Below are 25,855 nucleotides of genomic sequence, written 5' to 3'. Positions count from 1 at the left end.
GACTGCTATTGACGCCGACGACGTTCATGACGGCGCCGAGGTACTATAACGACGGTAGCACTATTGCGAGTTCGCGTTCCCCGTGTCATCGTGATCAGCTCTCAACCTTGGACTTATGATGCTATCCAAGCCCAAAAAAAGACGCGCAAAGACCCGCGCTCGTGCGCCTGAGGGCAAACGACAGGTGCTGATCATCATGAACAAGGACGTCGTAAAGCTGGTTAAGGTCGCGGCCGTTGAAGATGACATCAAGATGTCTCACGCCGTGGAAGAGGCGGTACGAGACTGGTTGGATAAAAGAAAGCGCGAAAAGGCGGCGCTTAACGCGGTCTAAATTCGCAATGGGGAGGCGGTTGGATTTGTTAGCCATGCATCGAGGGGTAATCCGGTGACCATCGCTGACGATTTGGGCGAGCAGGAACGCTTGACGGAGGTTTACGGACGCCTCCGCCTGAAGCTGCTTGATCTCTCCAAAAAGAACCGGATGCTAAACTATAACCTCGGTAACAGGTCCAAGAGGCACCTGCAGATCGTCGACGAGGTGATGGACGAGATCTACAAGAAGTTGGCCGGCGATGACGCAACGCTTCGGATAGAGCCCCTGGATGAACCGGAAGACGTACCACCGGAAGAAAAAACTGAGGAGTTTATAGGCGCTCTCGAGCATGCGAAGGTCTCGAATCTGGAGTACCTGACGAAGTTAGAGGCGCTCGAAAGCGCCGGACGTGACGATGAATTGGCGTTGGCCAAACTCGAACGCGAGCTTCGCGACCACATCAGAAGCGAGTTCGGATTCTCTTCACGCCCAAAGAAGGCCGAAATAAACCGGGCGGATCTCGCCCGTCAGGCCGGCATCGATCCAAATTTCGAGCTCGGCCCCGTGAAGACAAAGGCCTCGCACAGTGACGGGGCGCTTCAGACGCTCAAGTTTCCAGACGAACTTGATCGGATTATGGGGAAGATAGTTGCCGATGCGAAGCTTGCGGAACAGGAAATGGGAATTTCAACCCTGTTTCTCTCGTTCGGTTTTCTCGAATGGTACGAGTCGGACGTATCCGACAAAAAGGCCTTCGCACCGTTGTTGCTTCTTCCGGTGACGGTAGACGTAAAAAAGCAATACGGGAAAAACACCTATTCGTTGTCGGCGAACGAGGGATCGGCGGAATCAAACCTCAGCCTCCAAAAGCTCCTCGAGACCAATGTCGCTTTTCACCGCAAGCTGCCGACGTTTGAAAACGGCGACGAGGACGGTGTCGGCTCGATCGAGGCCTATTTCGACGGCGTCAGGGAAGCCATCACGGGGCTCGGACGATGGCAGATACATCGATGGATGGTCCTCGGCCATTTTGCGTTCGGTAGATTTGCGGTATACGCGGATTTGAGCCCGGACAATTGGGCTGTGGATCCCGTTGATCATCCGCTTGTCGGGGCGATTTTGCGCGGGACCGACGCGACCGGAGACACGGGAGATGGCGCTCTGCTTCCGGGCGATCTGACGGACTACTCGATTGATGACCCGCAAATCGAGGCGCTCGCACCGTTTTTGATCCAAGACGCCGATGCGTCCCAGCATAGCGCCCTCATCGACGCGATGAAGGGCCATAATCTTGTGATCCATGGTCCGCCTGGGACGGGCAAGTCGCAGACGATCGCGAACATTATTGCGAATGGCCTGGCAGCGAACAAGACGATCCTCTTCGTGGCGGAAAAGCAGGCTGCGTTGGAGGTCGTGAAGCGTAGGCTTGGAAAAGCCGGGATCGGTGAGTTTTGCCTGGAGCTTCATTCGGACAAGGCTTCGCCCAAGGCGGTACTTGAAAGCATCGAGGAGCGGTTAAAAGTTCAGCCGATTGCGGTGCCGGCGGCGCCTGGTCGTTCACTGCATGAAAACAAGCTCGAGATTGCCAGGTACCTTGATGCCTTGCATGCTGTTCAGGCGAGCGGTCGGACCCCGTTTGACTTGATTTGGCAGGCACTGCGGGGATCGACCTTGAACTCGGTCGCCGTTGAAGCTCTCTCCGTTGTAAAGTTGCCGGTCGATTTGCTGAACAGCGCTGACAATCTTTCGCAAGTCGAAGCCGATCTTGGCCGATTTGCCGGCGACAGTGAAACGTTCTTGCGTTCGTTTGGGCATCCGGCAGAATCGCTCTGGAGCAAGGCCGGGTTGGGCAATGTCCAAAGCGTGCAGATTGATGATCTGCTTGCTTGCCTCGTCAAAATCGACGGGTCGGCGCGCCCGCTTTCTTCCTGCATCGTGGACAACTCCGACTTTGAAATCGGATCCATTGCCGACCTGCGAACAACTGTACGGGCTGGTGAGGCGCTTGATGACGGGCCCGTTCCCGAACTGGTAGGAGTGGTTTCGCAGCTAGAGCCGGATCAGCTTGCGGAAGCTCTCAATGCGCAAAGAAAACTGGACGATGTCGTAAGGGCGCTTGCGGCCTATCCGTCTATCGGAGCGCAGAGCGCCGGCGTGCTCCGGGCGGCGGTTGAACTCGGACGGATGCCGCTGCAGGAAATCTATTTTGAGGCCACGCCGGCGGGCCTGATCCGCATTGCCAACGAGACTGTCGAGAAGGACCTTCTGCTTAGGAATGCGATTGCGGAGTTTTCTCCGGTTCTCGAACTATTCAAGCTCAATGGAAAGTGCCCTGCGACATCGTTGGATGCGATTGCGAAAGCCGTTATCGCATCGACCAAGATATCTCAGGAGCACCGTTCCGCGCTCTACTTAAATCAGTCAGTAGACGAGGCCACGTTCGGGCCTCTTCGCGAGCGGTGGGTTTCCCTGATCGCGAAGGAGCGGGAATGGAGGCAGTATCTTTCTGCTTACGGGCGGGAAGCATGGCCCGCCCCGGGCACGTTGAGGAGTGCGTCCGAACTTCTGAAAAAAGGCAATTTGGGTCGTGCGATGGCCGCGATAAGCGGATCCGCAAAGCCTGTTCGCGACCTCGTCGCCCGTTTGGGTCTGGCCGATTCGGAAAAGCCCGCCGATGATTTGGCAGCGCTGGCCATTCACGTCGACGCAATCGACGCATTCGAAGCAGGCGAAAGCGCAGAGCGTCTTCTTGCAACTAGCTGGCTCGGCCTGGATACTAAGTTCGATCTGATCGATTTTGGCATCCGGGTGCGGCGATACCTGACGGAGCAAGTCGGGCGCGATTTGATGCTACGCCTGCTTCAGGTTCCGCAGGAGTCCGTGCGGCGCCTTCATAACTTTGAAGCGCCGGCTACCAATTTGCGCAAAATCATATCGGCGCGAGCAGCCCGTCTTGATGACCGATCCGTCGATCTCACGATTGACATGCTGGACAACGAAATCCAGTTGATGCGCCGGGTCGTGGCTGTCGAGGAAGTCGGCGCCTTGGCGGGGTTCGAGATTCCGCTCAGGGAACTGGCCGAAATCGCGAAGCTCGAGCTCGATCGCGGCAGAATTCGGGCGATCCTGGACACTTCTCCGCTCAAGGTCGCGGTTGAGCATTTTGCAGGGATCCGGGATGGAGTAGCGAAGGCGTTCGCTGCGCTTGATTGGCTTCGGGCCGTTAAGTCGGCCGGAATGCCCGGAAATCTGCTTCGGCGATTGAGTTCGCCGACGGCGGCGGACGAGTTCGCCCGACTGAAATCCCTCGCAAACCGGGCGGCAGGCCCGCTTTCCATCTACGACGGCCAGGTCGAACTGTTGAACTCGCAATTTGGGGCGGTCGCCTACGCTCGGTTGGAGCCTGGAATCGTTTCGGAGGAGGTCGCAGCCCTTCTTCAGCGAAAAGAGGAATTGCGCGAGTTGCTTGCCGTGTACCGGCAGCGGCGGATCTTGGAATCGCTCGGCTTGGGAGAATTTCTCGAGTGTGCCGATCGAGAGCGGATTGAGCCGCTACATCTCCCGCAACTGCTTGAGGCGGTGCTCGCGCGCCGAGGCGCGGAATTGGCCAAAAGGTCGGCCGAGGCCCTTCAAGACAACACCGGCTCCTCACTCGAGACCCGTCGCAAGCAGTTTGCTGAAAAGGACCGCTCCAAGATCAAGGACGACCGGCTGAGGATCAAAGCAAAGCTGCTTACGAAGAGGCCGCTGCCCGGCTTCAACTTTGGCAAGAAGAAAACATGGACGGAGATGGCGCTTCTCGGGAACGAAATCGCCAAGCAAAAACGGTTTGTCCCCCTGCGGATGCTGCTGGCTCAGGCCGGGAATTCCATACAGGCGCTTAAGCCGTGTTTCATGATGTCACCGCTGTCGCTTGCGAAATTCATGAAGGCAGGGTCCTTGAGCTTCGACATCCTCGTGATCGACGAAGCTTCGCAAATGCGGCCCGAGGACGCGCTCGGCGCCATGCTTCGATCGAAACAGATAGTGGTGGTCGGCGATCAGAAGCAGTTGCCTCCGACGGACTTTTTCGCGCGCTCCGGAGACGGAGGGTCGGGCGATGACGATGACTTCGAGGACCTCGACGATGAATCCATTCTCGAAAGCTGTCAGAAGACTTTCGGTCAACGCCGCCCGCTCCGATGGCATTACAGGAGCCGCTGCGAGAGTCTGATCCGGTTCTCCAACGAGCAGTTCTATCGTCGTGAACTGATCACCTTCCCGGCGTCGAAGCCGTCCTCGTTTTCGATCGACCTCGTGCGGGTACAGGGGACATTCCAGGCCAGGTGCAATCCTACGGAGGCGAGCCGGGTAGCGGAAGAAGCCATAACCTTCATGCGGCACCATGCGGCCCTTGATGAGGATGAAATCCCGTCGCTTGGTATCGTGGCGGTCAACATTCAGCAGCGTGACCTGATTCAGCAGGAGTTGAACCGCCTTATCGCGGATGACGTATTGGTCGACCAGTACCGCGAGAAGGTGTTGAGCAAGGGCGAGGAGTTGTTTGTCAAGAATCTGGAGAACGTGCAGGGCGACGAGCGCGACTTCATTTTCATCTCGATGACATATGGCCCCGAGGTGGGTACCACCGTGCTCAAGCAGCGCTTCGGGCCGATCAACCGCAAGCAGGGTCACCGCCGGTTGAACGTTCTGTTTTCGCGGGCGCGAACGCGTATCGGTCTATTTTGTTCGTTTGGATCGACCGACGTAGTGCCGACGCCGGAAAGCTCCGAAGGCGTTCACGTGTTGCGTAGATATCTGGAATACGCAGAAACACGTGGTCGTGTTTCCGTCCTTTCGGGACCTGGAACGGATGCCGACAGCGACTTTGAGATAGAAGTGGCTGATAGACTGCGGGCACGAGGCTATATTGTCGACTATCAGGTTGGAGTGTCCGGGTACAAGATCGACCTGGGCGTCCGCCATCCGAACCACCCCGAGCGCTATCTTGCGGGTGTTGAGTGCGATGGCGCGACCTACCATCGCAGCAAGAGCGCGCGTGATCGGGATCGCCTGAGAGAGGAGGTCCTGAATGATAAGGGCTGGGATATCGTCCGAATTTGGTCGACCGACTGGTTCGACAATCCGTCGCTTCAGACCACCCGGCTTCTCGAGAAGCTGGAGCTACTGCTCCGTAAGCCGGCTCTCGATCGATCCGAGTACACGATTGTAACAGAGGCGGCACAGCCCGCCGGTACAACGGAGACGGCCCAGCCGGCGTCGGAGGCTTCCGATGTTGAGACGCCCGCGCCAGACGCGCCGCCTGCTCCGGAAGTACGGGGCGAGGAACCGTCAGTGCAGCCGAAAGCGGATGCGGGACTGCAGGAAAAATCATCGCTTACGGAAGCCGAATGCTTCGAGGCGCTGCGCCAGTTTCGTGACCACGTGGTTGGCAATGAAATGGTCGACTGGGAGCCGCACCGGTCCATCCTCCGGGAGGCCATGATCGAGACGTTCGTCCGGCAGCGGTTCATGGATCCGGACGAGTGGTTTGAAAAAGTGCCTGGCTATCTTCGTCAGGGGACAAATCCGGTCGAGAAAGGCCGGTATCTTGATCGGATTTGTGAGATTGTGAGCAGGCTTGCCGATCATTCGTCGGGCACCGCTGAAGCCGACTTCTCACTTGCGGGAGAGCAAGAGAAGTGGGAGGCGAAGCAGACCCATTTGCCCCTTGGTTTCGGTGCGAAACCAGAAACTCGTCCCAACATGGAGCTAAATGGGGCCGAATACGTCGCAACCAATTTCTCAGTGCTGGGATTGAAGCCAGATGCCTCACGGTTCTACGACCGCGATTATGAACCGGTATTGAGCAGCATGGTAGCGCACGTACTGAAATACGAATCCCCGATATACGAAAATTTGCTCGTCGAACGGATCGCCCGGGCGCACGGATTTCAACGTTCCGGAGATCGAATACAAAAGGCCGTCGGCAGAGTGATTGGGAAAAAATATCGAAAGAGCCAAGACGACGGTCGAACAGTGATTTGGGGCGATGGCTCAAGCTCGTCGGGGCTCGTAACCTATCGGACCAGTCAACCGGACGTCCGTTCGCATGTCGACGTTCCGATTGCCGAGCTTGCAAGCCTTGCAGTACCGTTTATCCGGGTGCGATTGGCAGATGACGATATTCTTTACAGGATGGCGGATCATTTCAAACTGGGGCGGCTGCGAGAAGCGACGCGTGTTCGTTTCCAATTGGCGCTTGATTTCGCTAGGGAGTCTGCAAATGGCAGCTCCAGACCCTGATGGCAGCAACTTTTGTCGGATTTGATTCAGCATGGACTGACAATCCGACATTGCCAGGCGCGATCTGTTCAGTCGTCTACGACGGCAGGCGGTTTGGCGATTTCAAGGAGCTAGTTCGTTTCGGCCAGGCGCTTGATTTCGTTCGTGAGATCCACGGGCTTGGTCAATTGACACTGGTTGCGATCGACCAGCCGACCATAGTGCCCAATCAGTCGAGTATGAGGCCGGCCGAACGCGTTGGTGCATCGGTTATTTCCTGGCTTGGAGGTGGTGTGCAGCCTGCCAATCGGGCGAGGGTGAGAATGTTCGACGACGGAGCTCCCATCTGGAGTTTTCTGAGGGATATGGGCGCAACGGAAGATCCTGAACGCGGGCGTTCGGCGGCTGTCGGCCTCTACGTCATGGAAGTTTTTCCAGCCTTGGCGCTGCCTGCATTCCACGAGGATTTCTGCGGCAGACTGCGGGCACCGCGTTACAATCCAGCGCGGAAGACGTTCCGCAAGGAAGATTGGATTCGTGTTGTCGAGGTCGTGGCCGCTGAGTCCGAAAGGCTGGGATGCTCAGTCGTTGCAGAGTGGAGCGCTTCGCTGAAAAAGGTGGGTAACCACACAGCTCGAGACTCCCTCACGGCCTCGCACACTTCGCGAATCGAGCAAGAGCTCGACCTCAAGATAGGCTAAGTGTCGCATGGTGGCCCGTTTCCTTCTACGACTCATCACGGATTCGCATAACCTTCATTATGGAATATATTCCTATAATATAACTGTGTGCGCCCTGGGATATGGCGAAGGTGCTGCAACGACCGCTGCCGATGACGCACTTAAGATCGTGGCGCGCGGAACGGTCAAAAGGACCGCGCGGCAGCCAATGATCGAAAAGGCTGGCACCGGGAGGCTCAGAGCACGTCTGGGTCCGGGGGGACGTATGCCAAGGTCTTCACCCGAGGCTGTTGTATCCCCGTCGCCTACTTCCTTCTTCCTTGTTCCTTGTTCCTTGCCCCTTGCCCCTTGCCCCTTGCCCATTTGGCGACGCGGCAGATCCTCAAGCTCGCGCGCGCGATGCGAGAACTGGGCCGCCGGCAACTTCGATATCGCAGATCTGGCCGTTCGATGGGTTGTCCCTTTGGTCGTGACGTCCTTCGTTGCCCTCCGAAGGCAAAGGGTCACACGTTCGAATCGTGTCGGGTACGCCACAAAATCAATGCCTTATATTAGCGCAAGCGTCCTAAAGTGAGTGAAAGCAAAAACTCACCACAAACTCACCAAAATAATCAAAATAATCCAGCGCTGGCGCAGAATCTCGGGGATCGCGGAGCTGCCGCCGGCTGCGAAATCCAGTTTGGCCCCAGGCCATTCGGGCCGGAGGAAGGTAAAAAGCGGGGAGGCGCAACCACCGATACCGACATTCGAGTCGGGAGGGAGAGCACCAAATAGCCATTGATCGTCATCGTGTTCATTTGCGATCTTAGGTTTCGTGCAATCGTGTGAATAAGGCAATCGTTGCTAACAGCTGGCGACAAACCCCTCGGCGCACTGCGTTTCTTTGGCCGACACCGCTACTATAAGACGAGGTCCTGCGACGCCAGATCGTCATTCTTTTGATGCGATGCAGCACCCGCTGGTGCGACCTCCGGCTGTCCCGCAGGAACTAAAAGCCGCGACAGTGGTTGTTGGAGTCACATCAACCACCTCCTCAGGAACTGCAATGGCACAATCACCGAAGCACCCCTCTCAAGAGCATCATCACACGGCCGCCGCCCATCACCATGCGGCAGCCCATCACCATCATCAGGCCGAGCATCATCACGCGCGCGGCGAGCACGCGGACGCTACCCATCACGCAAATGCGGCTCACGAGCACAGCGAACAAGCTCATAAACACACGACGACAGCGCACTCTCATTCTCAAAAATAGAGCCGTGTCGTTAGCGCTGGAACGGCCTCGGCGAGATCCGGGGCCTTCCTGGGTTGTGCTGTCCGGCGTCTAAATCTAGCTGAGGCCAGCGCCGCGAATGTGATTCCGCCTCGGCCAATTGCAAAGCGCCCGTGTCGGCCACAAAACTACGCGTATTGTTGAAATGGAATTTCTTTCGCACGGCCAGACCCGCTTTAGCTAATCCGCCTGCTCGTCCGACGACTTGTTCTTCTCAGAACTTCCCTGCATCTCTCGCTCCGCATGAAGATAAACTCTTGGTCCCTGCCCTGGGGCTGTCCTGCTTCTTCGCATAGCTGGTAAGCGCGGCACACAATATCCATCTCACGGGCATTACCATCGAAGTTCCTTTCCCAGCGGCAATCCACTCTTGGGGTTTGCGGCGCGCGGCCCAGGCCGCGGACAGTCCGCCGCCTGAAAACTCATCCATTCCAGCTTCCGTAGACGAAATTGTCCAGATCAAACGCAAACTCGTGGTTTCCTAGCTTCACTTTGTAACGTGGCGTGGTCGATCGCATCGTCGTCACTAGTCTTCGCGTCGTTCCAGCATGCGATCTTCGCCTAGATTTCCCGAAGGCATGAGCACAGCAACCGAGTCGTTGAGCCCAACCCCAGCAGGATCCACCAGCCCGTAATGGTGGGCAAGGCGTCGCATACTCATTGCAACCGCGTGCCATTCCACTTTCTCCGAAAGTGACAAAATGAGCCACCTCGGCCGCAGTCAAAGTCGATCGACGGAATGCCATTTTCGTTAGACATATCAATCTCGCGGATATTGCCTCGCCATATCTCGCGCATGCGTCCACTTGTCGTAATGAACAGTCGATGAAGGCACCCGCTCGTCGAGCAGAGCAAATCTTTGCCGGAGCAATCAAAGTGTTCGAAGTGGATCGTCGTGAATTCTTGCCCCTCAGAGCCCGGTAAGTACCGTAGAAATCCAGTCCGGACTCTCGTCGTTTCGCCGCCACATAGATTCTGCGCGTCTTTGAGCGCAAGACGAACAGCCGCCGGAAAACGGCTCATTTGCTCGGTCGACAGGTTGGACCATCCGCCCTGTGCGATGCCGGAGGCTCTGGCTTGAGCATCGGCCGCGGCGAGGCAAAACATCAGCCCAACGACGAATTTCAACATCACTACGTCCTACGATCCGCCGAAATACATCAGCTTTCCGGATTGGCGCCGACCAGGAAAATGACCCCGAGCCGCCTTTCCTGAATCCAGGCTACCTGACACTCACGCCTAAAGTGATCCGCCGCGATATCCAGCATAAATTGTCTCGGAATCCCGAGCGGGCTCTCGACGTCCAGCATGGCGCCTGTGGCCGACAAATTTCGGACGGTGCAATTTATAGCGGCACCCCCGAACGCGATCGTGCCGGCCTTCAACACCTTCTTCCGCGAGATAATCCTTTTCTCCACCATCGAAACCGCCTCAAGAGGGATCAATCGACCTTTTTCTCAGCCGCCTCGGCGCGCTTCACGATATCTCCCTTCGTGAATAGGATGCCTTGGAGTTCGGTCCGCCAGTCTTCGTTGCGACGAAGAAGGAATTCGAGGTTCATGCCAAAATGCTTGAACTCCTCCTTTTGCGCGTTCGCCATAATGGCTTTGGCTTCCTTGTCTTTTTCGAGCGACATCCGTTGTTCGTACCAGCCAATGGCCTCAGCCTCCTCGATCAGTGATGTTATCATTCGCGCAAAGGTCCGAGTTTCCTGCGAAAGTTCATCCGCCGGTTCGTGATACTGATCGAAACCCATTGTCTGTCTCCTATTAAATCATGTGCTAAGATTGAGTTGTTCAAGGTGAGAGGGAAGGTAATTCTAGATAAAAAATCTGTTCTGCTAACGCTGAGGATGCAGGCCCATTCAGCCTAAGCCACACTTCGGCCTGGACAATTGATCTTTGTCCGTTCCGTCCGTAAGTTCCGGCAGATTGTTCTGAACGCTGGTGTTGGTCATCGTTCCTCCGAAAGCGTAAAATTCGTCGACATTCGGCTTTGTGGTTGCAAACAAGCGTTAGAAAATGGTTGCAACCGCTTCGTTTCTGGCGCGTGCGTACTGTTTCCATTAGAGTTCACGTCCGTTTCCTTCCCGTTCGATTTTCTTTGGCCGCCAGCGCCGGGCGTCGAGCCGGCCGATCACGGGTAGGAATTCGAACTCAAGAATCAGGATCACCATCCCGGTCACAAGTCCGGCTATGAGAAGTTCGCCGACCCCAGCGAGCATGCCGACTGCCGCCGTTGCCCAAATGGCGGCTGCAGTAGTCAAGCCACGGATATTGCCCCCGTCCTTAAGGATCATACCTCCACCCAGAAATCCAACGCCAGTAACGACGCCCGCCATCACCTTCTCGGCGGTCGCCGGGAAGTTCTCAACCCCAACGGCGGTAAATGCGGCTGCACCCAGACTGACGAGCATGAAGGTGCGGTCGCCGGCCTCCGAACCGCGAAACTCACGTTCCCATCCAATGGGAAAGGCCAGCGCGACGGCAACTCCGATCCGGACAAGCAGCGCCAAATCGAACCTTGTAGTCCCGCCGGACTCGCCTGTAGCTGCGAATGCGGCGCCCGTTGTCACCCCGAAGACAAGGGCGACGACTGCGAGTTTGGCCGCCGCATGGTGCGTCCCTTCTGGCATGGATAACCGGCTCAATGTTTGAAACATGGAATTACTGAGGGTGCGAAGCCACGAGAAAGCACTCAATTGCGGGTTTCCTAAAGACTTGGACGGCTCGGTTGGGGTAAGCGGAGCAGGCGCAAAGCGTTCATCGTCACCAGAACAGTCGCGCCCGTGTCGGCAAGGATGGCCGGCCATAACCCGGTTAGCCCGACGATGGTGGTGACGAGAAAGACGGCCTTCAGCCCGAGCGCGACCGCGATGTTCTGCCGGATGTTGGTCATAGTCCGTTTCGACAGGTCGACCATTACGGCAACATCGGAAACCCGCCCGTGCAGCACCGCCGCATCGGCCGTTTCCAACGCGACGTCGGTGCCCCCTCCCATGGCGATGCCGACATCGGCGGCCGCCAGCGCCGGTGCGTCATTGATTCCGTCGCCGACTTTGGCGACAGACCAGCCGGCTCTTTGATACTGGCTGACGATCCGCTGCTTTTCCTCGGGCAGCAGCTCCGCCTGGACCTCGATTCCGAGTTGCTCGGCGATTGCCGAGGCCGAGTGCCGATTGTCCCCGGTCAGCATGACTGTCTTAATACCCATATCGGTGAGTGCCTTCAGTCCGGCAAGGGCGTCTGGACGAGGCTCGTCGCGCATCGCAATTGCTCCGGCAACTTGATGTTCAACAATGACCAGTGCGACTGACTTTCCTTGATGACTGAGATCGACAATTCGTGATCTCTGCTCGGCCGTCATCAAGGCGCCTTCACCGGCGGCCTTGGGCGATCCGACGAAGACCTCGACCCCCTCGACTGTGGCACGAATGCCAACTCCCCCCATAACGTTGGAGCCGGACGTTGAGGGAATCGAAATCTGCTGCTCCGCTGCTTTGGACAAAATCGCGGTAGCGAGCGGGTGACTTGATCCCGACTCAAGCGCCGCCGCGAAGCGCAGGACATCAGCCTCGCTGCGCGCGAAGCCGATGATGTCCGTGACCTGGGGCTTGCCGGCGGTGAGCGTGCCGGTCTTGTCGAAGCACGCGACATTGACCTTGCCGATCTGCTCGAGAACTGCCCCGCCTTTCATGAGCAATCCTCGGCGGGCGCCGGCGGACAGGCTGGCGGCGATCGCGGCCGGCGTCGAGATGACGAGCGCGCAGGGACAACCGATCAGCAGGATGGCCAGACCCTTGTAGATCCAAGCAGACCAGACTCCGCCGAACACCAAGGGTGGCAAAACGGCAACCAATGCAGCCACCACAACCACGCCCGGCGTGTAGAATCGGGAAAACCGGTCGATGAAACGCTCCGTGGGAGCCTTCGACTCCTGCGCCTCCTCGACGAGACGCACCACGCGCGCGATGGTATTGTCCGCCGCAGCGGCGGTCACGCGCACCCGCAACAAACCATCGCCGTTGACGGTGCCGGCAAACAAGGTTTCGTCAGGGCCCTTTCGAACCGGCATGCTTTCGCCCGTCACCGGCGCTTCATCGATTGTGCTCTCTCCGGATAAGATGACCCCGTCCGCCGGAATACGGTCCCCGGGTCGTATCTGGATGGTAGCGCCAACTGAAAGACTGTCCGCGGGTACTTCGCGGACTTGACCGTTTTCTTCGAGGCGAGCCGTTTTCGGAACGAGCCTGGTCAGATCTTGAATGCTGGCCCGGGCTCGACTTGCGGCAACGCCCTCCAGTAGCTCACCGATCAAAAACAGGAAGACGACGGTTGCCGCCTCTTCCGTCGCTCCGATGATCACTGCGCCGACTGCAGCGATAGTCATCAGCATCTCGATCGAGAACGGCGTGCCCGCCCTTGCCGCCGAGATCGCACGCCTTGCGATCGGGATCAGACCGACCAGCATTGCCAGCAAAAAGGCCCAACGCTCCGTCGCTGGCATCAACTTCCCAAGCACGTAGGCCATCGCCAAGGTCAATCCGGAAGCGATGGTAAGCATCCCTTTACGGGTTTGCCACCAAAGCTGACCACTCGAAGTGTGGTCGTGGATGTGCGAATGGGTTTGCCCACCATCGCTAGATTGATTATTACATCCTTGTTTAAATGGAGGCGTTTTGACGCCTATCTGTTCGCTACCAGTTACCTGGTAACCAAGGCCGGAAATCCGATCACGGATCCTGTCCTCCAGTTCCCTTCGATCATGCGTTACGATCACCGTGCCAGCGGGCACCGAGACGACCACATCGCTGACTCCAGCCAACCGGTGCAGGGCAGTTTCAATCTTTATGGCACACGAGGCGCAGTCCATGCCTTCGACACGGAGACGAACTTTGACGGTATGTGGCGCGTCGGTCATGACTCAGGCCTCTTGTAGTGCGGGTGAGCATTTGCAGGGCAGTTCCCCGATCACGTCTTGCCTTCCTGACGCAGCCGTTTGTACAGGGCTTCGACAGCGTCGGAAAATTCCAGCGAGACATTCCGCGCGCAGTGATCTTCCAGGAAGTGAAGTTGATTGATGAGGTCGAAAGTTACTGGATTGAGATCCAACCCCTCATCGACACCCGGCGGCCTGCTCAATATGATTCCGCTCATAAAACCTTGCGCCCACGCTAGATAGTCTCGGCGAAGCAGGGGATTGGATTTGACGTCGTCGTTGAACCGTTGACATGTTGTGGCGCCCAGGCCGACAATTCTTGCTTTCGGCACCTCCGCTCGAAGGCCGCGCCACGCGTCAGCTGCGAGGACGGCGATCAAGGACAGCGCCACGACAAAGAGTAAACGGCCGGCGCCCCGGCCGACTGCGCTCATATTTAGGTAAGCCGCAACTATGCGGCGGCGACCGTACATAGCCCTTAATTGGTTCAACATCCCGCCGTCCTGGTGCACATCGGCTTCTACTTCTTGAATTTGGCCTGTCCCGATTTTCCTTCGGCCGTCTTGATCGTAAGGGTGATCGTTGCGCCCGCCGCTATCGGGTTCTTTGCATCGCCTTTCAGCGAATTCTCGCCTTGAGGGGCAAGCGTAACGGTCTCCCGTCCCGCCCCGCCGACGATGAGCACCGCGGCGCTGTAGCCCTTGGTGGCGATCGGCGTATGGTTCTTCGCATCGAAGACGTTGATCGTGACGGAATTGCCGGAAGTCATTAGTTCGGCGTCGATACCCGCCACATCGAGCATCAGGCCGCCGTTCGGCCCTTTTTCGTACTCTTCGGCAAAAGCCGGGGCTGCAAAGAACAGGCTGGCAATCAACAACAGCGCGTATTTCATGACGTTGCTCCTTCGGTGGCTGGTGATTTCGATTCGCCGTTCTCCAGGTCCTCCCGCCTGAACAGGACGTAGAGGGCCGGCAGTACCAACAAGGTGAGAATGGTCGACGAGATGATTCCGCCGATGACGACGGTCGCCAATGGTCTCTGCACCTCCGCGCCGGCGCCGGTTGCTATCGCCATCGGAATGAAGCCAAGAGATGCGACCAGTGCGGTCATCAGGACCGGCCTCAGCCGAGTGAGCGCGCCTTCCTTGACCGCTTCGACGAGCGGATGACCCTCGTTGCGCAGCTTTTCGATGAAAGTGATGATGACGAGACCATTGAGCACTGCTACGCCTGACAGCGCGATGAAGCCGATGCCAGCGCTGATCGACAGGGGGATTCCGCGGAGCAGAAGCGCGATAATTCCGCCCGTCAAGGCAAGCGGGACGCCGCTGAACACCAGGAGCGCGTCGGGCATCGATCCCAGGCTCATGAAGAGCAGCAGGAAGATCAGAAGCAGGGCTATCGGTACGACGATGGTCAAGCGCTGCGTGGCCGAGACCAGTTGTTCGAACTGACCGCCCCACCCGATCCAGTAGCCCGCCGGCAGCTTCACTTTTTGCTCCACTTGGCTCTGAGCGTCGGTGACGAAGGACCCAAGGTCGCGGCCCCTTATGTTCGCCGTCACGACTATTCGCCGTTTCCCGTCTTCCCGACTGATCTGGTTGGGACCCGGCGCTACATCAATCTCGGCAAGCTCGGACAGCGGGACGTATCGGATCTGGGACAACGGAGAATTACCGAGCCTCGCAGGAATGGCCTTTGCCGGGTTCTCCAGCGGAGGCAAAGGCACCGGAAGCGCCTTCAGTGCGGAGATATCGGAGCGCAGATGCTCCGGAAGGCGGACGACGATGTTGAAACGGCGGTCGCCCTCGAAGACCATCCCGGAGTTCTTGCCGCCGACGGCAATTTCGACCAGATTCTGCACGTCGCCGACATTTATTCCATATCGCGACAAGGCCTGACGATTGAGCTTCACGGTAAGGACCGGGAGTCCGGAAGCCTGCTCGGTCTTGACGTCGGCCGCCCCCTGGACGTTTTGAAGGACCGCCTGAACTTGAGCAGCAGTTTGGACGAGCACATCAAGGTCGTCACCGAATATCTTCACGCCGACGTCGCTGCGGACACCCGAGATCAGTTCGTTGAAGCGTTGCTGAATCGGTTGCGAGATTTCATAGACGTTGCCCGGAATTTCTTCGGCGGCTTCCTGGATCTCGGACACGACGGCGGCCTTCGACTTTTCCGGGTCGGGCCATTCTTTTCGCGGCTTCAGCATGACGTAACCGTCCGACGTCGACGGCGGCATCAGGTCGGTTGCGACCTCCGCGGTGCCGGTGCGCGCGAACACTTCCCTCACCTCCGGAATCTTGATCAGCCGCTTCTCGACCATCGCTTGCATTTCCAGTGACTGCGTCAGGCTGGTTCCCGGGATCCGTATGGCCTGCAGGGCCACGTCCCCTTCGTCGAGGCTGGGGATGAATTCGCCGCCCATCCGGGACGCAGCTATCCCGCAGACGACTATCAACAGTGCTGCGATCACGGCGACGCCGTACTTGTTGCGAATGGAGGCTGAAAGCAACGGCGTATAGACATGACGCGCACCGCGCATGAACCAGTTCTCATGCTCGGACACCTTGCCGGTCACCAAAAGGGCCACGGCGGCAGGTACGAACGTCAGCGACAGGATGCTGGCGCCGGTGAGCGCCATCAGCACGGTCAATGCCATCGGCGTGAACATCTTTCCTTCGACACCGGTGAGTGTGAGGATCGGCAGGTAGACCACACCGATGATCAGCGTGCCGAACAGGCTCGGGCCGATGACTTCCCGCGATGCCGCCAAAATCGTCTCGAACCGCTCCTGTCGGTTCAGGACGCGCCCCAATCGCTGCTGTTCATGTGCCAGCAAGCGCAGGCAGTTCTCCACGATGATGACGGCACCATCGATGATGATGCCGAAATCGATGGCACCGAGACTCATCAGATTGGCGCTGACCTTGTTCTCGACCATGCCGGTGATGGTGAACAGCATGGACAGCGGAATGACGAACGCCGTGGCAATCGCCGCCTTGAAGTTTCCCAGGATCATGAACAGGATCACGATCACTAGCAGCGCGCCTTCGACCAGATTCTTCTCGACCGTCGCGACCGTTGCTTCGACCAGTCGTGTTCGGTCGTAAACGGCCCTGGCGATGACGCCGTCGGGCAACGATCGGCCGATCTGCTTCAGTTTGGCCGCCACCCGCTGCGCCACCGTCCGGCTGTTCTCGCCGATCAGCAGCATCGCGGTTCCGAGTACCACCTCATTTCCGTTCACTGTCGCCGCGCCGGTCCGCAAATCCTTGCCTTCCCTGACGTCCGCGATGTCGGAAACCCTGACCGGTACGCCGTTCCGGGAGCCGATCACGATTTCCTTGATTTCTTCGATATTCGCTACCTGCCCCGGGGTGCGGACGAGATACTGCTCGCCGTTACGCTCGATATAGCCTGCGCCGACGTTGGCGTTGTTCGATGCCAGCGCCGTCATCACTTCCCGAAAACTGAGCTTGTAGGCCATCAATTGAGCGGGATCCGGTAGCACGTGAAACTGCTTTTCGAAGCCACCTATTGTGTTGACCTCGATCACGCCGGGAACGTTTCTCAACTGCGGCTTGATGATCCAGTCCTGGATCGTCCGCAAATCACTGGGCGTGTACTCGCCGCCGCCCGCCTTGCGGGCCTCCGGCTTTGCCTCCACGGTAAACAGGTAAATCTCGCCCAAGCCCGTCGACACCGGCCCCATGGCCGTTTCGATGCTGGGAGGAAGCTGGTCCTTGACCTGCTGAATCCGTTCGTTGACCAATTGCCGGGCAAAATAGATGTCCGTGCCGTCCTTGAAGATGACCGTGACCTGGCTCAAGCCGTAACGGGACTGGGAGCGCGTGCTCTCGAGATGAGGGAGCCCTCCCATCGCGGTCTCGATCGGAAACGTAATCCGCTGTTCGACTTCGAGCGGCGAATAGCCGGGAGCCCGGCTGTTGATCTGGATCTGGACATTGGTGATATCCGGCACGGCGTCGATCGGCAGGCGCGTGAAATTCCAGGCGCCGAAGGCGGCCATGATCAGTACGCCGATCATGACAAGCCATCGTTGTCGGATGGCGAAGGATAAGATTGCTTCAAGCATCGGACTTCTCCGGGCGGCGGCCGATCTCTCTTATCCGGGCAAACGCGTGGACAGGCGTCGTGAACACCACGCCGTCGCCCTTCCTGCCGGTCCATGCTGCCGTGGCGATGAGCCCGCAGATCTCGTCGGCCAGTTCGGACCGGCAGACCAGCCTCAATTCCAGGTATTGGTGATATGTCAGGTCCGTATCGGTCGAGACATAGCTGCCCCCTTGTCCGCGTCCCCTTCCTTGCCCCCGCACCTCGTCGAAGGTGAAGCCGGGAAAATCCGGAAGGTCATGGAGCGCGCGAACGACGTGGCCTTCCATGTGAGGCCTGATCAACGCGGTAATCAACGTCTTGCTGCTGTCAATGCTCATCTCCGCCCGCTCCCTTGGTCATCTCCGCCTTCACGATGAAGCTGTTCTGCGCCGCGTAGACATCGCCATCGAGAACGCCAAAAAGGATTTCGACGATCTGCGGATCACGGTCGCCAACCTCGACGTCGCGGGCCTCGAATTTCTCGCCGTTTCGGACGAACACGACCGTGCGATTTTCCACCGTCTGCAGCGCCGACGACTTCACCGCGACGCCGACCTTTTTTGCGGACAACGTCAGTCGTCCGGTAATGAACAGTCCCGGGCGCAGTCGTTGGCTGGAATTGGTTACGATTGCTCTCGCGATCGCACTTTGGGTGTCGCTGCTGCCGACCGGCGATAAATAAGAAACCTTGGCTTCTATCGCCGGCCCGCCGTCGGCGGGATCGATGAGTATCTGATCACCGATGCTCACGCGTTTCAGATCACGGCGGTAGACAGAGAAATCCACCCAGACGTTCGACAAATCCGCTACCACGAATGCCGATTTCTGCTCGGAGACGAACTCACCCAGCGAGATCTGGCGATCAATGACGGTGCCCGCCAGCGACGCCTTCAGTTCATACTGCGTTAGGCTTTGGTTGCTTTCAATGACCGCCAGGACGTCACCCTTCTGGACGACATCGCCGATCCGCTTGCGCACGTCGCGGACGATCCCGGGAAATCGTGGCGTGACCTGGACGAGCGATTCCTGGTTCGGCTGGACGATGCCGTTCAAGAGGAGGCTGTCCCTCAGCACGCCGGGTGAAGCCTTCGCTAGTTCAATTTTGGCCGCCTCGATCTTGGCGTCGCTCAAGGCGACGCTATCGGAATGTTCTTCCTTCTCGGCCTTTTCGGCCGGCGTCGTCTTCGACGTCGCCGGCAGCAGCATCCGGTAGCCGCCATAGGCGAGCGCTGCGGCCAGCAGGATAAAGATGGAATAACGGATCAGTCCCTTAATCATCGTGCGCTCTCGCGGGTTAGCGTAAACGGATTACCGGCAAGACCTTCGATGGTCGCGATGGCAACATGGAAATTCTGCAGTGCCTCCTGTTCGCGCAGCAGCGCCTGCAACAGCGCCCCCCTGACGTCGAGCAGTTCCAGCAGGGTGAAACGGCCTTGCGAATAGCCGCTGAAGATCGTCTCGGAAGCGCTGCGCGCATTGGGAATGACTGAAGACCGCAGCAGTTTAATCTCGGCCAGGGCGCCCGTCAGCGTGTCATAGGCCCGGCCGACGATGCTGATCAGGACCAACTTGTTGATCGCCCGCTCTGCGCCGGTCTTCGCGAGCGATTCCTGGGCGGCGATGATGTTGCCGGTATTCTGGTCGAACACCGGAATAGGAATCGAAACACCAAGCCGGACCGCATTGTCGTTGGTGTCCTCAAAGTGGCGCCAGCCAGCCGAGATGCGGGGGTCGGGAATTGCTTTCAGACGTGCAATGAGGAGTTCGGCATTGCGTTGTGCTGTGACCGCGGTCCAGCGCAATAACTGCGGATTGGCTTCGATGGCCTGGACAATTGATTGGAATGATGGCGGCTGACCAATATTGCTGAGCCGCCCGACAGCATTGCCGAAGTGCGGGCTGCTGTCGCCCATGAGTATCGCGAGATCACGGCGCGCCAGGGCCAACTGGGTTTTGGCGCGCTCGCGCTCGACGCGGAAAAGGTCGGCTGCAACTTGCGCCCTTAGAGTCTCGGCCGGCGAGGAAGCACCTTCCTGGACGCGCTTTTGCAGCAATGGGATAAGCGGGTCGAAGCTTGCGATCTGCTCGTCGAAGATTTCGATGCGGCGTTGCAGACTGATGATGGTGATGAAAGCGATCGCGGTCTCGGACAACACCTCCAGCCGCGTCGCCCGCCGCTGCCAGACGGCGGCGCCGATGCCTGCCTCCCCCGCCGCAATCCGCGCCTCCCGCTTGCCGCCCAATTCGACCAGTTGGCTGAGTTGCAGGTTGGTTTCAGCCGAGCGTAAGCCCTTATAGCGCCCCGACCCCAACGCGTTGTCGAGTTCGAACGAAACATCTGGATTGGGAAGCACACCAGCCTGGATTCGAAGTCCCCCCGCGATGCCGATATCGCGCTCGGCCGCCGTCAAGCGCGGGTTCGCCGCCAATGCACGCTGCAATGCCTGCGGCAGGGAGATTGCGCGCGAAGAACGTTCGGCAGCCTGGACTGGGATTGTAAATACAAGAAATGCGCATGTCAGGCGCAGAGCATCTCGGACCAAAAACATACAAACGACCTGAAAAGCACGAAGAACGACGGCGCGGCCAGACCGCGCAGCGGCGATACTCAGGTCAGATGTTTTGGCGGCGGCGTATCAAGCCGAGGATGGTCTTCAAACTGGAGCTTTGGCGATACGAATGCCAGTTTGACCGGACGTGCGGAAGGCCCCGCATCCGGGACGACGGCGGGCATCAGCACCGGTGCGCACACGTAGCAATGCCCGGCGACCACGGGCGATTTCTTCGAGCCATCCTCATCCGGACCATTGTCCGGGATACTGCCAATGTCAGATGACATAGTGGCCGCGACAGCCTCGTCTGTGCACGAAATAGAATGCGCCAGACCGACGAAAAGATAGGAAAAAGCAAGCAACATCAACAGCGTCCGGCGAAGTCCGGATGCCTGCAGTCTTGTCAATCTTTGACCGACCTGACGTTCCATATTCTCCGGTTAGCAAATTCCATTGGCGAACACTATTACAATGTTAGCCCAAGGCCCGGGAACTCCTCGGTTTTCGGAAATTTGATTTTACAACCGCCTTGCCCTAGCTGTGCCGGCTGGCGACCGATTTCGCAAAACTTGGGAGTATCGCGGTGGGTAAAGGTCATTCGCACGGAGGCGCAATTCCGTCAGCGGCGGGACGTCACCGCAAGCCGCTCTATGCGGCGCTGGCGCTGACGTTGACTTACATGACAGCCGAAATCGTCGGCGGGATCTGGACGGGTAGTCTCGCGCTGATCGCGGATGCCGCGCATATGGCGACGGATGCCGGTGGCCTCGGATTGGCGCTGTTTGCGATCCATTTCGCGCAAAAGGCTGCTACGCCGCAGAAGACTTACGGTTATCTACGGACCGAGATTCTTGCCGCGCTGGTCAACGCAGTGGTGCTCCTTCTGCTGACCGTCTACATTTTGTATGAAGCCTACCAACGTTTTCGCTCTCCACCGGAAATACTGGGTGGCCCGATGCTGGCCGTTGCGGCCGTCGGATTGGTCGTGAACCTTCTCAGTATGAAGCTGCTCTCTGTGGGATCATCGGAGAGCCTCAATGTCCAGGGCGCCTACTTCGAAGTACTCAGCGACATGCTGGGATCGTTGGGCGTGATCGCTGCGGCGCTAATTATCATGTACACCGGTTGGACGCTGGCGGATCCGATCATCGGCGCGGGCATCGGCCTCTTCATCGTGCCGCGCACCTGGAAGCTGTTGAGCCAGGCGGTCCATATCCTGATGGAGGGCGTACCTACCGAAATCGATCTACCGGAGCTCGAGAAGACGTTGCTGCGTATCCCAGGCGTCGTTGCCGCTCACGATTTGCACGTCTGGACGATCACATCGGGGACGGACTCATTCACCGGACATGTCGTCGTGTCCGACATGAAATACGCAGCCGCGGTCCTGAAGGGCGTAAAGGCCATCTTGGAAGAAAAGTTCAAGATCGATCACGTGACCATTCAGGTCGAGAATGAGGAGATCCGAATGGCAGAGCCGACCCTGCGGGTCTAGAGATGCGGAACCATTTTTGAGGCTGGCAAGACGTGCAGTACCGGGAAACGCAACCATATCGCAAGTAATCACTTTGATCGTTCGCTCGGTCTGCGCTGCAAGATGCCGCATTGCGGAGTTTAGGCAGTCAGCGTTGTATCAGAGAATTGAATGGCGCGTGATTCGCTTCCGAAGGGACAGCAGTGAGCGAAACTACACTCATCCATCTCTCGCGCTTGATGGCCCTCAGGCGCAGGCTCGATGTTGCCGCAAACAACGTTGCGAACGTCGAAACTACCGGTTTTCGCGCTCAGCAAATTTCGTTTCATGAATATTTGAAGCCTGAAAAGGGGGAGGAGATCGGAATTAAACCTGAGCGTCCCCTCTCTCTGGTGGATGCGGCGTTTGCCTTTACGAACACGTCAGCCGGGGCGATACGGACGACGGGAAATCCTCTCGATCTGGCAATCAAAGGCAACGCCTATTTCGTGGTGCAAACATCTCAGGGAGAACGCTACACCCGAGACGGGTCATTTAGCCTGGATGGAACTGGCCGGCTGGTGACCATGGACGGGCAGCCGGTTTTAGCCGACAGCGGCACGGTAAACGTGCCTGTCCAAGCTGGAGCGATCAATATCAACGCAGGGGGTAGGATTTCGACCAAGCTTGGGGACTGGGCCGATTGCGACTCGCGAGTTTTTCTGCGCGGGCAAACATTCAGGCGGTGGGCGGCAACCTTTTTAGCTCGGATCGCGTACCAGAGGCGGTGAAGGCTGGCTCGGCGACGGTTTTGCAGGGCGTGACTGAAAAATCCAACGTTCAGCCAACCATAGAGATGAGCCGACTCATCGAAATTAACAGATCGTACGAGTTGGCGAGCAAATTGTTGAAAGATTTACAGGACCCGACTGAGCTAAGCAAGTTGGCTAACGTACCGGATTAGTTCGCCAGAACTCCCATCGGTGGTCTAGTTGCGAGTCCCCTCTTCAAGCCATTTTACCTGACAGGGCGAGGAGGCTAACATTGGTGTGTCATCGAACGATGAATGGCTCGACTTGCTTGGCCCATGTAGCAACCGGAACTTGGCGCCATGAAATGGATCCTCGATCTCCTGGGGCGCCTGATCGCCGCCTATCTGCAGCAGCCCTCGTCCAGCTATGAGCCATTCACCCCGGCCGATCCGAAAGCGCTCCAAGCCTGCATTAGACCCGGCGATATTTTGCTCATTGAGGGTAACAATCGCATCTCCGGAATTATCAAGTACCTCACGCAGTCAACCTGGTCTCACGCTGCGCTCTACGTAGGATCGACGGTGCCAGGCGAATGCGAATTGGTGGAGTCCAATCTGGACTATGGCATTACCTGCGTCTCTCTGTCGAAGTATTCCAAATTTCATACTCGTATATGTCGACCCGTCGGGTTGGCCCCCGAAGACTGCGAAGCGGTATGTAAATTCGCAGTTGCGCGGATCGGGCTCAAATACGATCTCAAGAATCTGATCGATCTTGGGCGTTACCTGGTGCCGCTTCCGGTGCCAAAGCGTTGGCGGCGCCGAATGATCGCGTTAGGTTCGGGTGATCCCACCCGCCTCATCTGTTCCGCCCTTATCGCCCAAGCGTTCATGGATGTTGGTTACCCCATTTTGCCTGTTATTACTCCGTTGGAAAGCGATCATGCGCGGAAGGAAATCTTTCATATCCGCGACTCGTCACTCTACACGCCTCGTGATTTCGACATTTCCCCTTTTTTTGCCGTAGTCAAACCGACAATCGAGATCGGCTTTGACTATAAGAAAATAGTTTGGTGCTCTGATCCACCTCATTCGATCGGTGAAAATCTCTAGCCTAGCGTCCGTCCGCGAACGATAAGCTATGGAGATATATTTATGAATCTTTGTTTTGCCGGGTTGAGCCCGGCGATTTCGGGTGTGTTTCGGGAGCATTCCTCTGAACCCAGAGCCCCCATTAAAATCCCTCATCAAACGTGATGATGACGACCAGCAGCTTGTCGCACTGAGCGGTCGACGCGCGATTTAGCGAGCTTGCGTCAACGAGCTTTGCCGCTGTGGGCCCCCCAGAAGCCCTCGATCAATGCGGCGGCTTACGGCCAAGTCGGAAGCCGCCGCATGCCCTCAAAGATATTCGGACATTTTTCAACTGGTGCAGCGGGAATATCTCGGCGTTGGCACGATCAATTCGCCCGATACGAAAAACGGCCGCGCGTTCGTGCTCCCATAGGGAGGATGGCGCAGATGGTGATTGCTTCGGTGCCGGAAACGGACGGCTACGTGTTTCCGGCGAGTAGGCTCAGTGGGATCATCCCGTACGCGGGGTGGGGGACGCAATTCAAGGGCTTCTAGCGCTCTCGAGAACGTCCGTGGACCTTGCACGATCTGCGCCGCACGTTCGCGACGAATCTTGCGGCCCTCGGAACGCCCATACACGTTACCGAACGTCTGTTGAACCACGTATCCGGTAGTCAGTCCGGTATCGTGTCAGTCTATCGGCGATACGACTTCGCGAAAGAAATGCGTGAGGTCGTGGATAAATGGGAAGCGCAGCTAAAGAAAATCATTCAAAGATAGTTACAATTCAAACTCGACCTTGCTTCCGCTCGCTTTATTTTCGAGGGGAGGCAGCACCAGGCTTTTGAACTTCTCTTTCGAGAGCGTCCAGCGGATCGGTGGCGCGGGAGCAAGTCATAGAGGGCGTCCACAGCGGCATTAGCCGGTCTCGATGATTGCCATAGCAGTCGGGTTTCCAAGATAGCCCGGTAAATCAGTTTGAGGTTCATGGGATAACCTGAACATGATCGAAAAATCGCGTCAGTGGTCGGAAATGAATTTCGCCTAAATAATGTGAAGGACAATGGCAGCATGTCCGAGGTGCAACGGCAAAGGATCAATGCTTGCAATGAATGCTACGGAAGCGGGAAACGGTATGAGGGTAAGCCGTGCAATTTTTGCAAAGGCTCCAGGATCGGCCCATGCGTGAAGTGCGACGGTACAGGACACGGGTAGGCCGTATCTTTGCTTGACGTTCTTGATTATGAATGGATATTCAACTACTTACGCAAAAATAAAGGTTTGACGGCCGGAACGAAACTCCCCGGACTCAATTACCCCTCCACAGTTCACCATAGGAGTGGAAAATGAGAACACTAGCCATCGTAATTGCCGTCGGCGCAGCCGCGCTTCTCGGTGGTTCCGCAGCAAATGCCGACAACTCGGTGAAGACGGTAACCGCAACCAGCGGAACGAGCCAGTCAACCGACTTCAGTGCCCATCGTCGCTATCGCCACTATGGGCATCGCCGCGTCTACAGGAGCTACGGCTATTACGCCCCTCGACGGGTCTACTACGCGCAACCCTACTACGCACAGCCGTACTATGGCGGCGGCGGGTATGGATATGGGTACGGAGGCCCGGGCATAAGCCTCGGCTTTGGCGGCTTTGGCGGTCATCACGGTGGCTTTGGCGGTCATCATGGTGGGTTCGGCGGCGGCTTTGGCGGTCATCACGGCGGCCATCACTGAGAGTCGTATGAAGCCCGAAGGTACTTCAAGGCAGTAGCGATCAACCACAAAGGGGAATGAATATGAACACACTTACGTTTTCGCTTTTGGCTGGTGCTGTCGGGCTGTTCGTGAGCGGTGTCCAGGCAGGATCCCTTACCAAGGGCGTTTCGCAGGCCGATACCGGCCTGCTGCGCGTCCAGATGGTCTGTGATCAACATGGCAATTGCCGGGAACAGCATCATGACCAACCTGTCGTAATTATTCAGGAACGCCATGGTGAACCTCGGCGCGAACATCACGAGGAACGCCCTCATGACCGACCCGCCATGATTATTCAGCAGGACCGTCATCAAGAGCCACGGCGAGAGCACCACGAGGAACGCCCGCAGCAGCACGGACAGCCTGGGATCGGTATTCAAGTCCCGGGCGTGAGCATCGGGGTGGGTGACAACAGCCACGAACGTCGATAAGAACGAAAAGCCCGCATCGCTGCGGGCTTTTATCTATGAGTATTATTTCCCGAAGCGAGAGCTGCTTTAACTGTAGAAGCCACACTCGTCCGTTTCTTTTGAACGCTCGATCAGGCAGTGATGATCTTCTTTCAGTTCCTTCATGGGGGCATGAATTTGCGTGAAGCCGTATTCACGATCGAGAGTGACGGGCACTGATCCACGCGCCGCTCGCTTTGAAGAAACGTCCAGCACGCCGCGCTTCTGTGTGGCTT

At 57.6% G+C, this 25,855-nt stretch carries 23 protein-coding genes and 1 pseudogene; 9 read left to right on the top strand and 15 right to left on the bottom strand.

What is annotated here, in order from left to right; all coding sequences use genetic code 11:
- Window positions 1–118 precede the first annotated feature (118 nt).
- From ACTUWL_RS35970 to ACTUWL_RS35960, 3 genes are read left to right on the top strand one after another with little or no spacing between them, the layout of a single operon-like run.
- A complete protein-coding gene (locus ACTUWL_RS35970) occupies window positions 119–334 on the top strand; it encodes a hypothetical protein (RefSeq protein WP_021078742.1) in 216 nt (71 codons plus the stop codon).
- Window positions 335–388: 54 nt separating this feature from the next.
- Window positions 389–6,601: a DUF3320 domain-containing protein gene (locus ACTUWL_RS35965; RefSeq protein WP_021078741.1), complete on the top strand. Its 6,213-nt coding sequence runs from the start codon at window positions 389–391 to the stop codon at window positions 6,599–6,601.
- Window positions 6,601–7,281, top strand: a complete 681-nt coding sequence (locus ACTUWL_RS35960; protein ID WP_021078740.1) for a DUF429 domain-containing protein — start codon at window positions 6,601–6,603, stop codon at window positions 7,279–7,281. The genes ACTUWL_RS35965 and ACTUWL_RS35960 overlap by 1 nt, the downstream gene beginning before the upstream one ends.
- A gap of 1,033 nt (window positions 7,282–8,314) precedes the next feature.
- Here ACTUWL_RS35960 and ACTUWL_RS35955 read toward each other — a convergent pair.
- The 13 genes from ACTUWL_RS35955 to ACTUWL_RS35895 all read right to left on the bottom strand — a co-directional run bounded on the left by ACTUWL_RS35955 (window position 8,315) and on the right by ACTUWL_RS35895 (window position 20,572).
- A complete protein-coding gene (locus ACTUWL_RS35955; RefSeq protein ID WP_283813103.1) occupies window positions 8,315–8,437 on the bottom strand; it encodes a hypothetical protein in 123 nt (40 codons plus the stop codon).
- 753 nt (window positions 8,438–9,190) lie between these two features.
- Window positions 9,191–9,664, bottom strand: a complete 474-nt coding sequence (locus tag ACTUWL_RS35950; protein ID WP_035651199.1) for a hypothetical protein — start codon at window positions 9,662–9,664, stop codon at window positions 9,191–9,193.
- A 29-nt stretch (window positions 9,665–9,693) separates the two neighbouring features.
- Window positions 9,694–9,954 (bottom strand): PilZ domain-containing protein, encoded by a 261-nt coding sequence (locus ACTUWL_RS35945; protein ID WP_021078738.1) that lies wholly within the window; start codon window positions 9,952–9,954, stop codon window positions 9,694–9,696.
- A gap of 20 nt (window positions 9,955–9,974) precedes the next feature.
- A complete protein-coding gene (locus ACTUWL_RS35940) occupies window positions 9,975–10,289 on the bottom strand; it encodes a ferritin family protein (RefSeq protein ID WP_021078737.1) in 315 nt (104 codons plus the stop codon).
- A 309-nt stretch (window positions 10,290–10,598) separates the two neighbouring features.
- Window positions 10,599–11,234, bottom strand: coding sequence for an MgtC/SapB family protein (locus tag ACTUWL_RS35935; protein WP_246705991.1), 636 nt, complete (start codon window positions 11,232–11,234; stop codon window positions 10,599–10,601).
- An 11-nt stretch (window positions 11,235–11,245) separates the two neighbouring features.
- On the bottom strand, window positions 11,246–13,453 hold the full coding sequence (locus ACTUWL_RS35930; protein WP_035651196.1) for a heavy metal translocating P-type ATPase: 2,208 nt from the start codon (window positions 13,451–13,453) through the stop codon (window positions 11,246–11,248).
- A gap of 50 nt (window positions 13,454–13,503) precedes the next feature.
- Window positions 13,504–13,905, bottom strand: coding sequence for a hypothetical protein (locus ACTUWL_RS35925; RefSeq protein WP_035651248.1), 402 nt, complete (start codon window positions 13,903–13,905; stop codon window positions 13,504–13,506).
- 86 nt (window positions 13,906–13,991) lie between these two features.
- Window positions 13,992–14,363 carry a hypothetical protein gene (locus tag ACTUWL_RS35920; protein WP_021078732.1) on the bottom strand — a complete coding sequence of 124 codons (372 nt, stop codon included), beginning with the start codon at window positions 14,361–14,363 and terminating at the stop codon, window positions 13,992–13,994.
- The gene (locus tag ACTUWL_RS35915) at window positions 14,360–17,569 is read right to left on the bottom strand and encodes an efflux RND transporter permease subunit (protein WP_021078731.1); all 3,210 of its coding nucleotides are present in this window, start codon (window positions 17,567–17,569) and stop codon (window positions 14,360–14,362) included. The genes ACTUWL_RS35920 and ACTUWL_RS35915 overlap by 4 nt, the downstream gene beginning before the upstream one ends.
- A complete protein-coding gene (locus ACTUWL_RS35910; protein WP_021078730.1) occupies window positions 17,562–17,927 on the bottom strand; it encodes a P-II family nitrogen regulator in 366 nt (121 codons plus the stop codon). Before ACTUWL_RS35910 ends, ACTUWL_RS35915 begins: the two co-directional genes overlap by 8 nt.
- Window positions 17,917–18,867: a divalent metal ion exporter adaptor subunit IhpB gene (gene ihpB, locus ACTUWL_RS35905; RefSeq protein WP_021078729.1), complete on the bottom strand. Its 951-nt coding sequence runs from the start codon at window positions 18,865–18,867 to the stop codon at window positions 17,917–17,919. The genes ACTUWL_RS35910 and ihpB overlap by 11 nt, the downstream gene beginning before the upstream one ends.
- Window positions 18,864–20,138 (bottom strand): divalent metal ion exporter subunit IhpA, encoded by a 1,275-nt coding sequence (gene ihpA / locus ACTUWL_RS35900; protein ID WP_035651194.1) that lies wholly within the window; start codon window positions 20,136–20,138, stop codon window positions 18,864–18,866. Before ihpA ends, ihpB begins: the two co-directional genes overlap by 4 nt.
- 59 nt (window positions 20,139–20,197) lie before the next feature.
- Entirely contained in the window at window positions 20,198–20,572 is a 375-nt protein-coding gene (locus tag ACTUWL_RS35895; RefSeq protein WP_080324595.1) for a hypothetical protein, read from the bottom strand.
- Between the two features lie 152 nt (window positions 20,573–20,724).
- Here ACTUWL_RS35895 and ACTUWL_RS35890 point away from each other — a divergent pair, with 152 nt between their 5' ends.
- From ACTUWL_RS35890 to ACTUWL_RS35865, 6 genes and pseudogenes are all read left to right on the top strand, one after another.
- Entirely contained in the window at window positions 20,725–21,636 is a 912-nt protein-coding gene (locus tag ACTUWL_RS35890; protein WP_021078727.1) for a cation diffusion facilitator family transporter, read from the top strand.
- Between the two features lie 182 nt (window positions 21,637–21,818).
- Window positions 21,819–22,385, top strand: coding sequence for a flagellar hook-basal body complex protein (locus tag ACTUWL_RS35885; protein ID WP_280710565.1), 567 nt, complete (start codon window positions 21,819–21,821; stop codon window positions 22,383–22,385).
- A gap of 65 nt (window positions 22,386–22,450) precedes the next feature.
- Complete coding sequence (locus ACTUWL_RS35880) at window positions 22,451–22,558, top strand: hypothetical protein (protein ID WP_373010873.1); 108 nt, start codon at window positions 22,451–22,453, stop codon at window positions 22,556–22,558.
- Between the two features lie 147 nt (window positions 22,559–22,705).
- Window positions 22,706–23,419, top strand: a pseudogene (locus ACTUWL_RS35875) (YiiX/YebB-like N1pC/P60 family cysteine hydrolase); the annotation flags it as partial.
- 579 nt (window positions 23,420–23,998) lie between these two features.
- Complete coding sequence (locus tag ACTUWL_RS35870) at window positions 23,999–24,199, top strand: tyrosine-type recombinase/integrase (protein ID WP_075252533.1); 201 nt, start codon at window positions 23,999–24,001, stop codon at window positions 24,197–24,199.
- A 566-nt stretch (window positions 24,200–24,765) separates the two neighbouring features.
- The gene (locus ACTUWL_RS35865) at window positions 24,766–25,149 is read left to right on the top strand and encodes a hypothetical protein (protein ID WP_021078724.1); all 384 of its coding nucleotides are present in this window, start codon (window positions 24,766–24,768) and stop codon (window positions 25,147–25,149) included.
- Here ACTUWL_RS35865 and ACTUWL_RS35860 read toward each other — a convergent pair.
- On the bottom strand, window positions 25,143–25,589 hold the full coding sequence (locus tag ACTUWL_RS35860) for a hypothetical protein (protein ID WP_035651188.1): 447 nt from the start codon (window positions 25,587–25,589) through the stop codon (window positions 25,143–25,145). The two genes, ACTUWL_RS35865 and ACTUWL_RS35860, sit on opposite strands and share 7 nt — an antisense overlap.
- 78 nt (window positions 25,590–25,667) lie before the next feature.
- Window positions 25,668–25,835, bottom strand: coding sequence for a hypothetical protein (locus ACTUWL_RS35855; protein ID WP_168470982.1), 168 nt, complete (start codon window positions 25,833–25,835; stop codon window positions 25,668–25,670).
- Window positions 25,836–25,855: the final 20 nt, after the last annotated feature.

This window comes from Bradyrhizobium sp. WCU1, assembly GCF_053474805.1.
This window is presented reverse-complemented; position numbering and strand designations above follow the sequence as displayed.

Coding starts and splice junctions, on each gene's coding strand:
- ACTUWL_RS35960 (WP_021078740.1), top strand. CDS start 6,601: ATGGCAGCAACTTTTGTCGGATTTGATTCAGCATGGACTGACAATCCG.
- ACTUWL_RS35895 (WP_080324595.1), bottom strand. CDS start 20,572: ATGGAACGTCAGGTCGGTCAAAGATTGACAAGACTGCAGGCATCCGGA.
- ihpB (WP_021078729.1), bottom strand. CDS start 18,867: ATGATTAAGGGACTGATCCGTTATTCCATCTTTATCCTGCTGGCCGCA.
- ACTUWL_RS35950 (WP_035651199.1), bottom strand. CDS start 9,664: ATGTTGAAATTCGTCGTTGGGCTGATGTTTTGCCTCGCCGCGGCCGAT.
- ACTUWL_RS35915 (WP_021078731.1), bottom strand. CDS start 17,569: ATGCTTGAAGCAATCTTATCCTTCGCCATCCGACAACGATGGCTTGTC.
- ACTUWL_RS35910 (WP_021078730.1), bottom strand. CDS start 17,927: ATGAGCATTGACAGCAGCAAGACGTTGATTACCGCGTTGATCAGGCCT.
- ACTUWL_RS35970 (WP_021078742.1), top strand. CDS start 119: ATGCTATCCAAGCCCAAAAAAAGACGCGCAAAGACCCGCGCTCGTGCG.
- ACTUWL_RS35940 (WP_021078737.1), bottom strand. CDS start 10,289: ATGGGTTTCGATCAGTATCACGAACCGGCGGATGAACTTTCGCAGGAA.
- ACTUWL_RS35955 (WP_283813103.1), bottom strand. CDS start 8,437: ATGGGTAGCGTCCGCGTGCTCGCCGCGCGCGTGATGATGCTCGGCCTG.
- ihpA (WP_035651194.1), bottom strand. CDS start 20,138: ATGTTTTTGGTCCGAGATGCTCTGCGCCTGACATGCGCATTTCTTGTA.
- ACTUWL_RS35865 (WP_021078724.1), top strand. CDS start 24,766: ATGAGAACACTAGCCATCGTAATTGCCGTCGGCGCAGCCGCGCTTCTC.
- ACTUWL_RS35880 (WP_373010873.1), top strand. CDS start 22,451: ATGAGCCGACTCATCGAAATTAACAGATCGTACGAGTTGGCGAGCAAA.
- ACTUWL_RS35920 (WP_021078732.1), bottom strand. CDS start 14,363: ATGAAATACGCGCTGTTGTTGATTGCCAGCCTGTTCTTTGCAGCCCCG.
- ACTUWL_RS35945 (WP_021078738.1), bottom strand. CDS start 9,954: ATGGTGGAGAAAAGGATTATCTCGCGGAAGAAGGTGTTGAAGGCCGGC.
- ACTUWL_RS35925 (WP_035651248.1), bottom strand. CDS start 13,905: ATGAGCGCAGTCGGCCGGGGCGCCGGCCGTTTACTCTTTGTCGTGGCG.
- ACTUWL_RS35930 (WP_035651196.1), bottom strand. CDS start 13,453: ATGACCGACGCGCCACATACCGTCAAAGTTCGTCTCCGTGTCGAAGGC.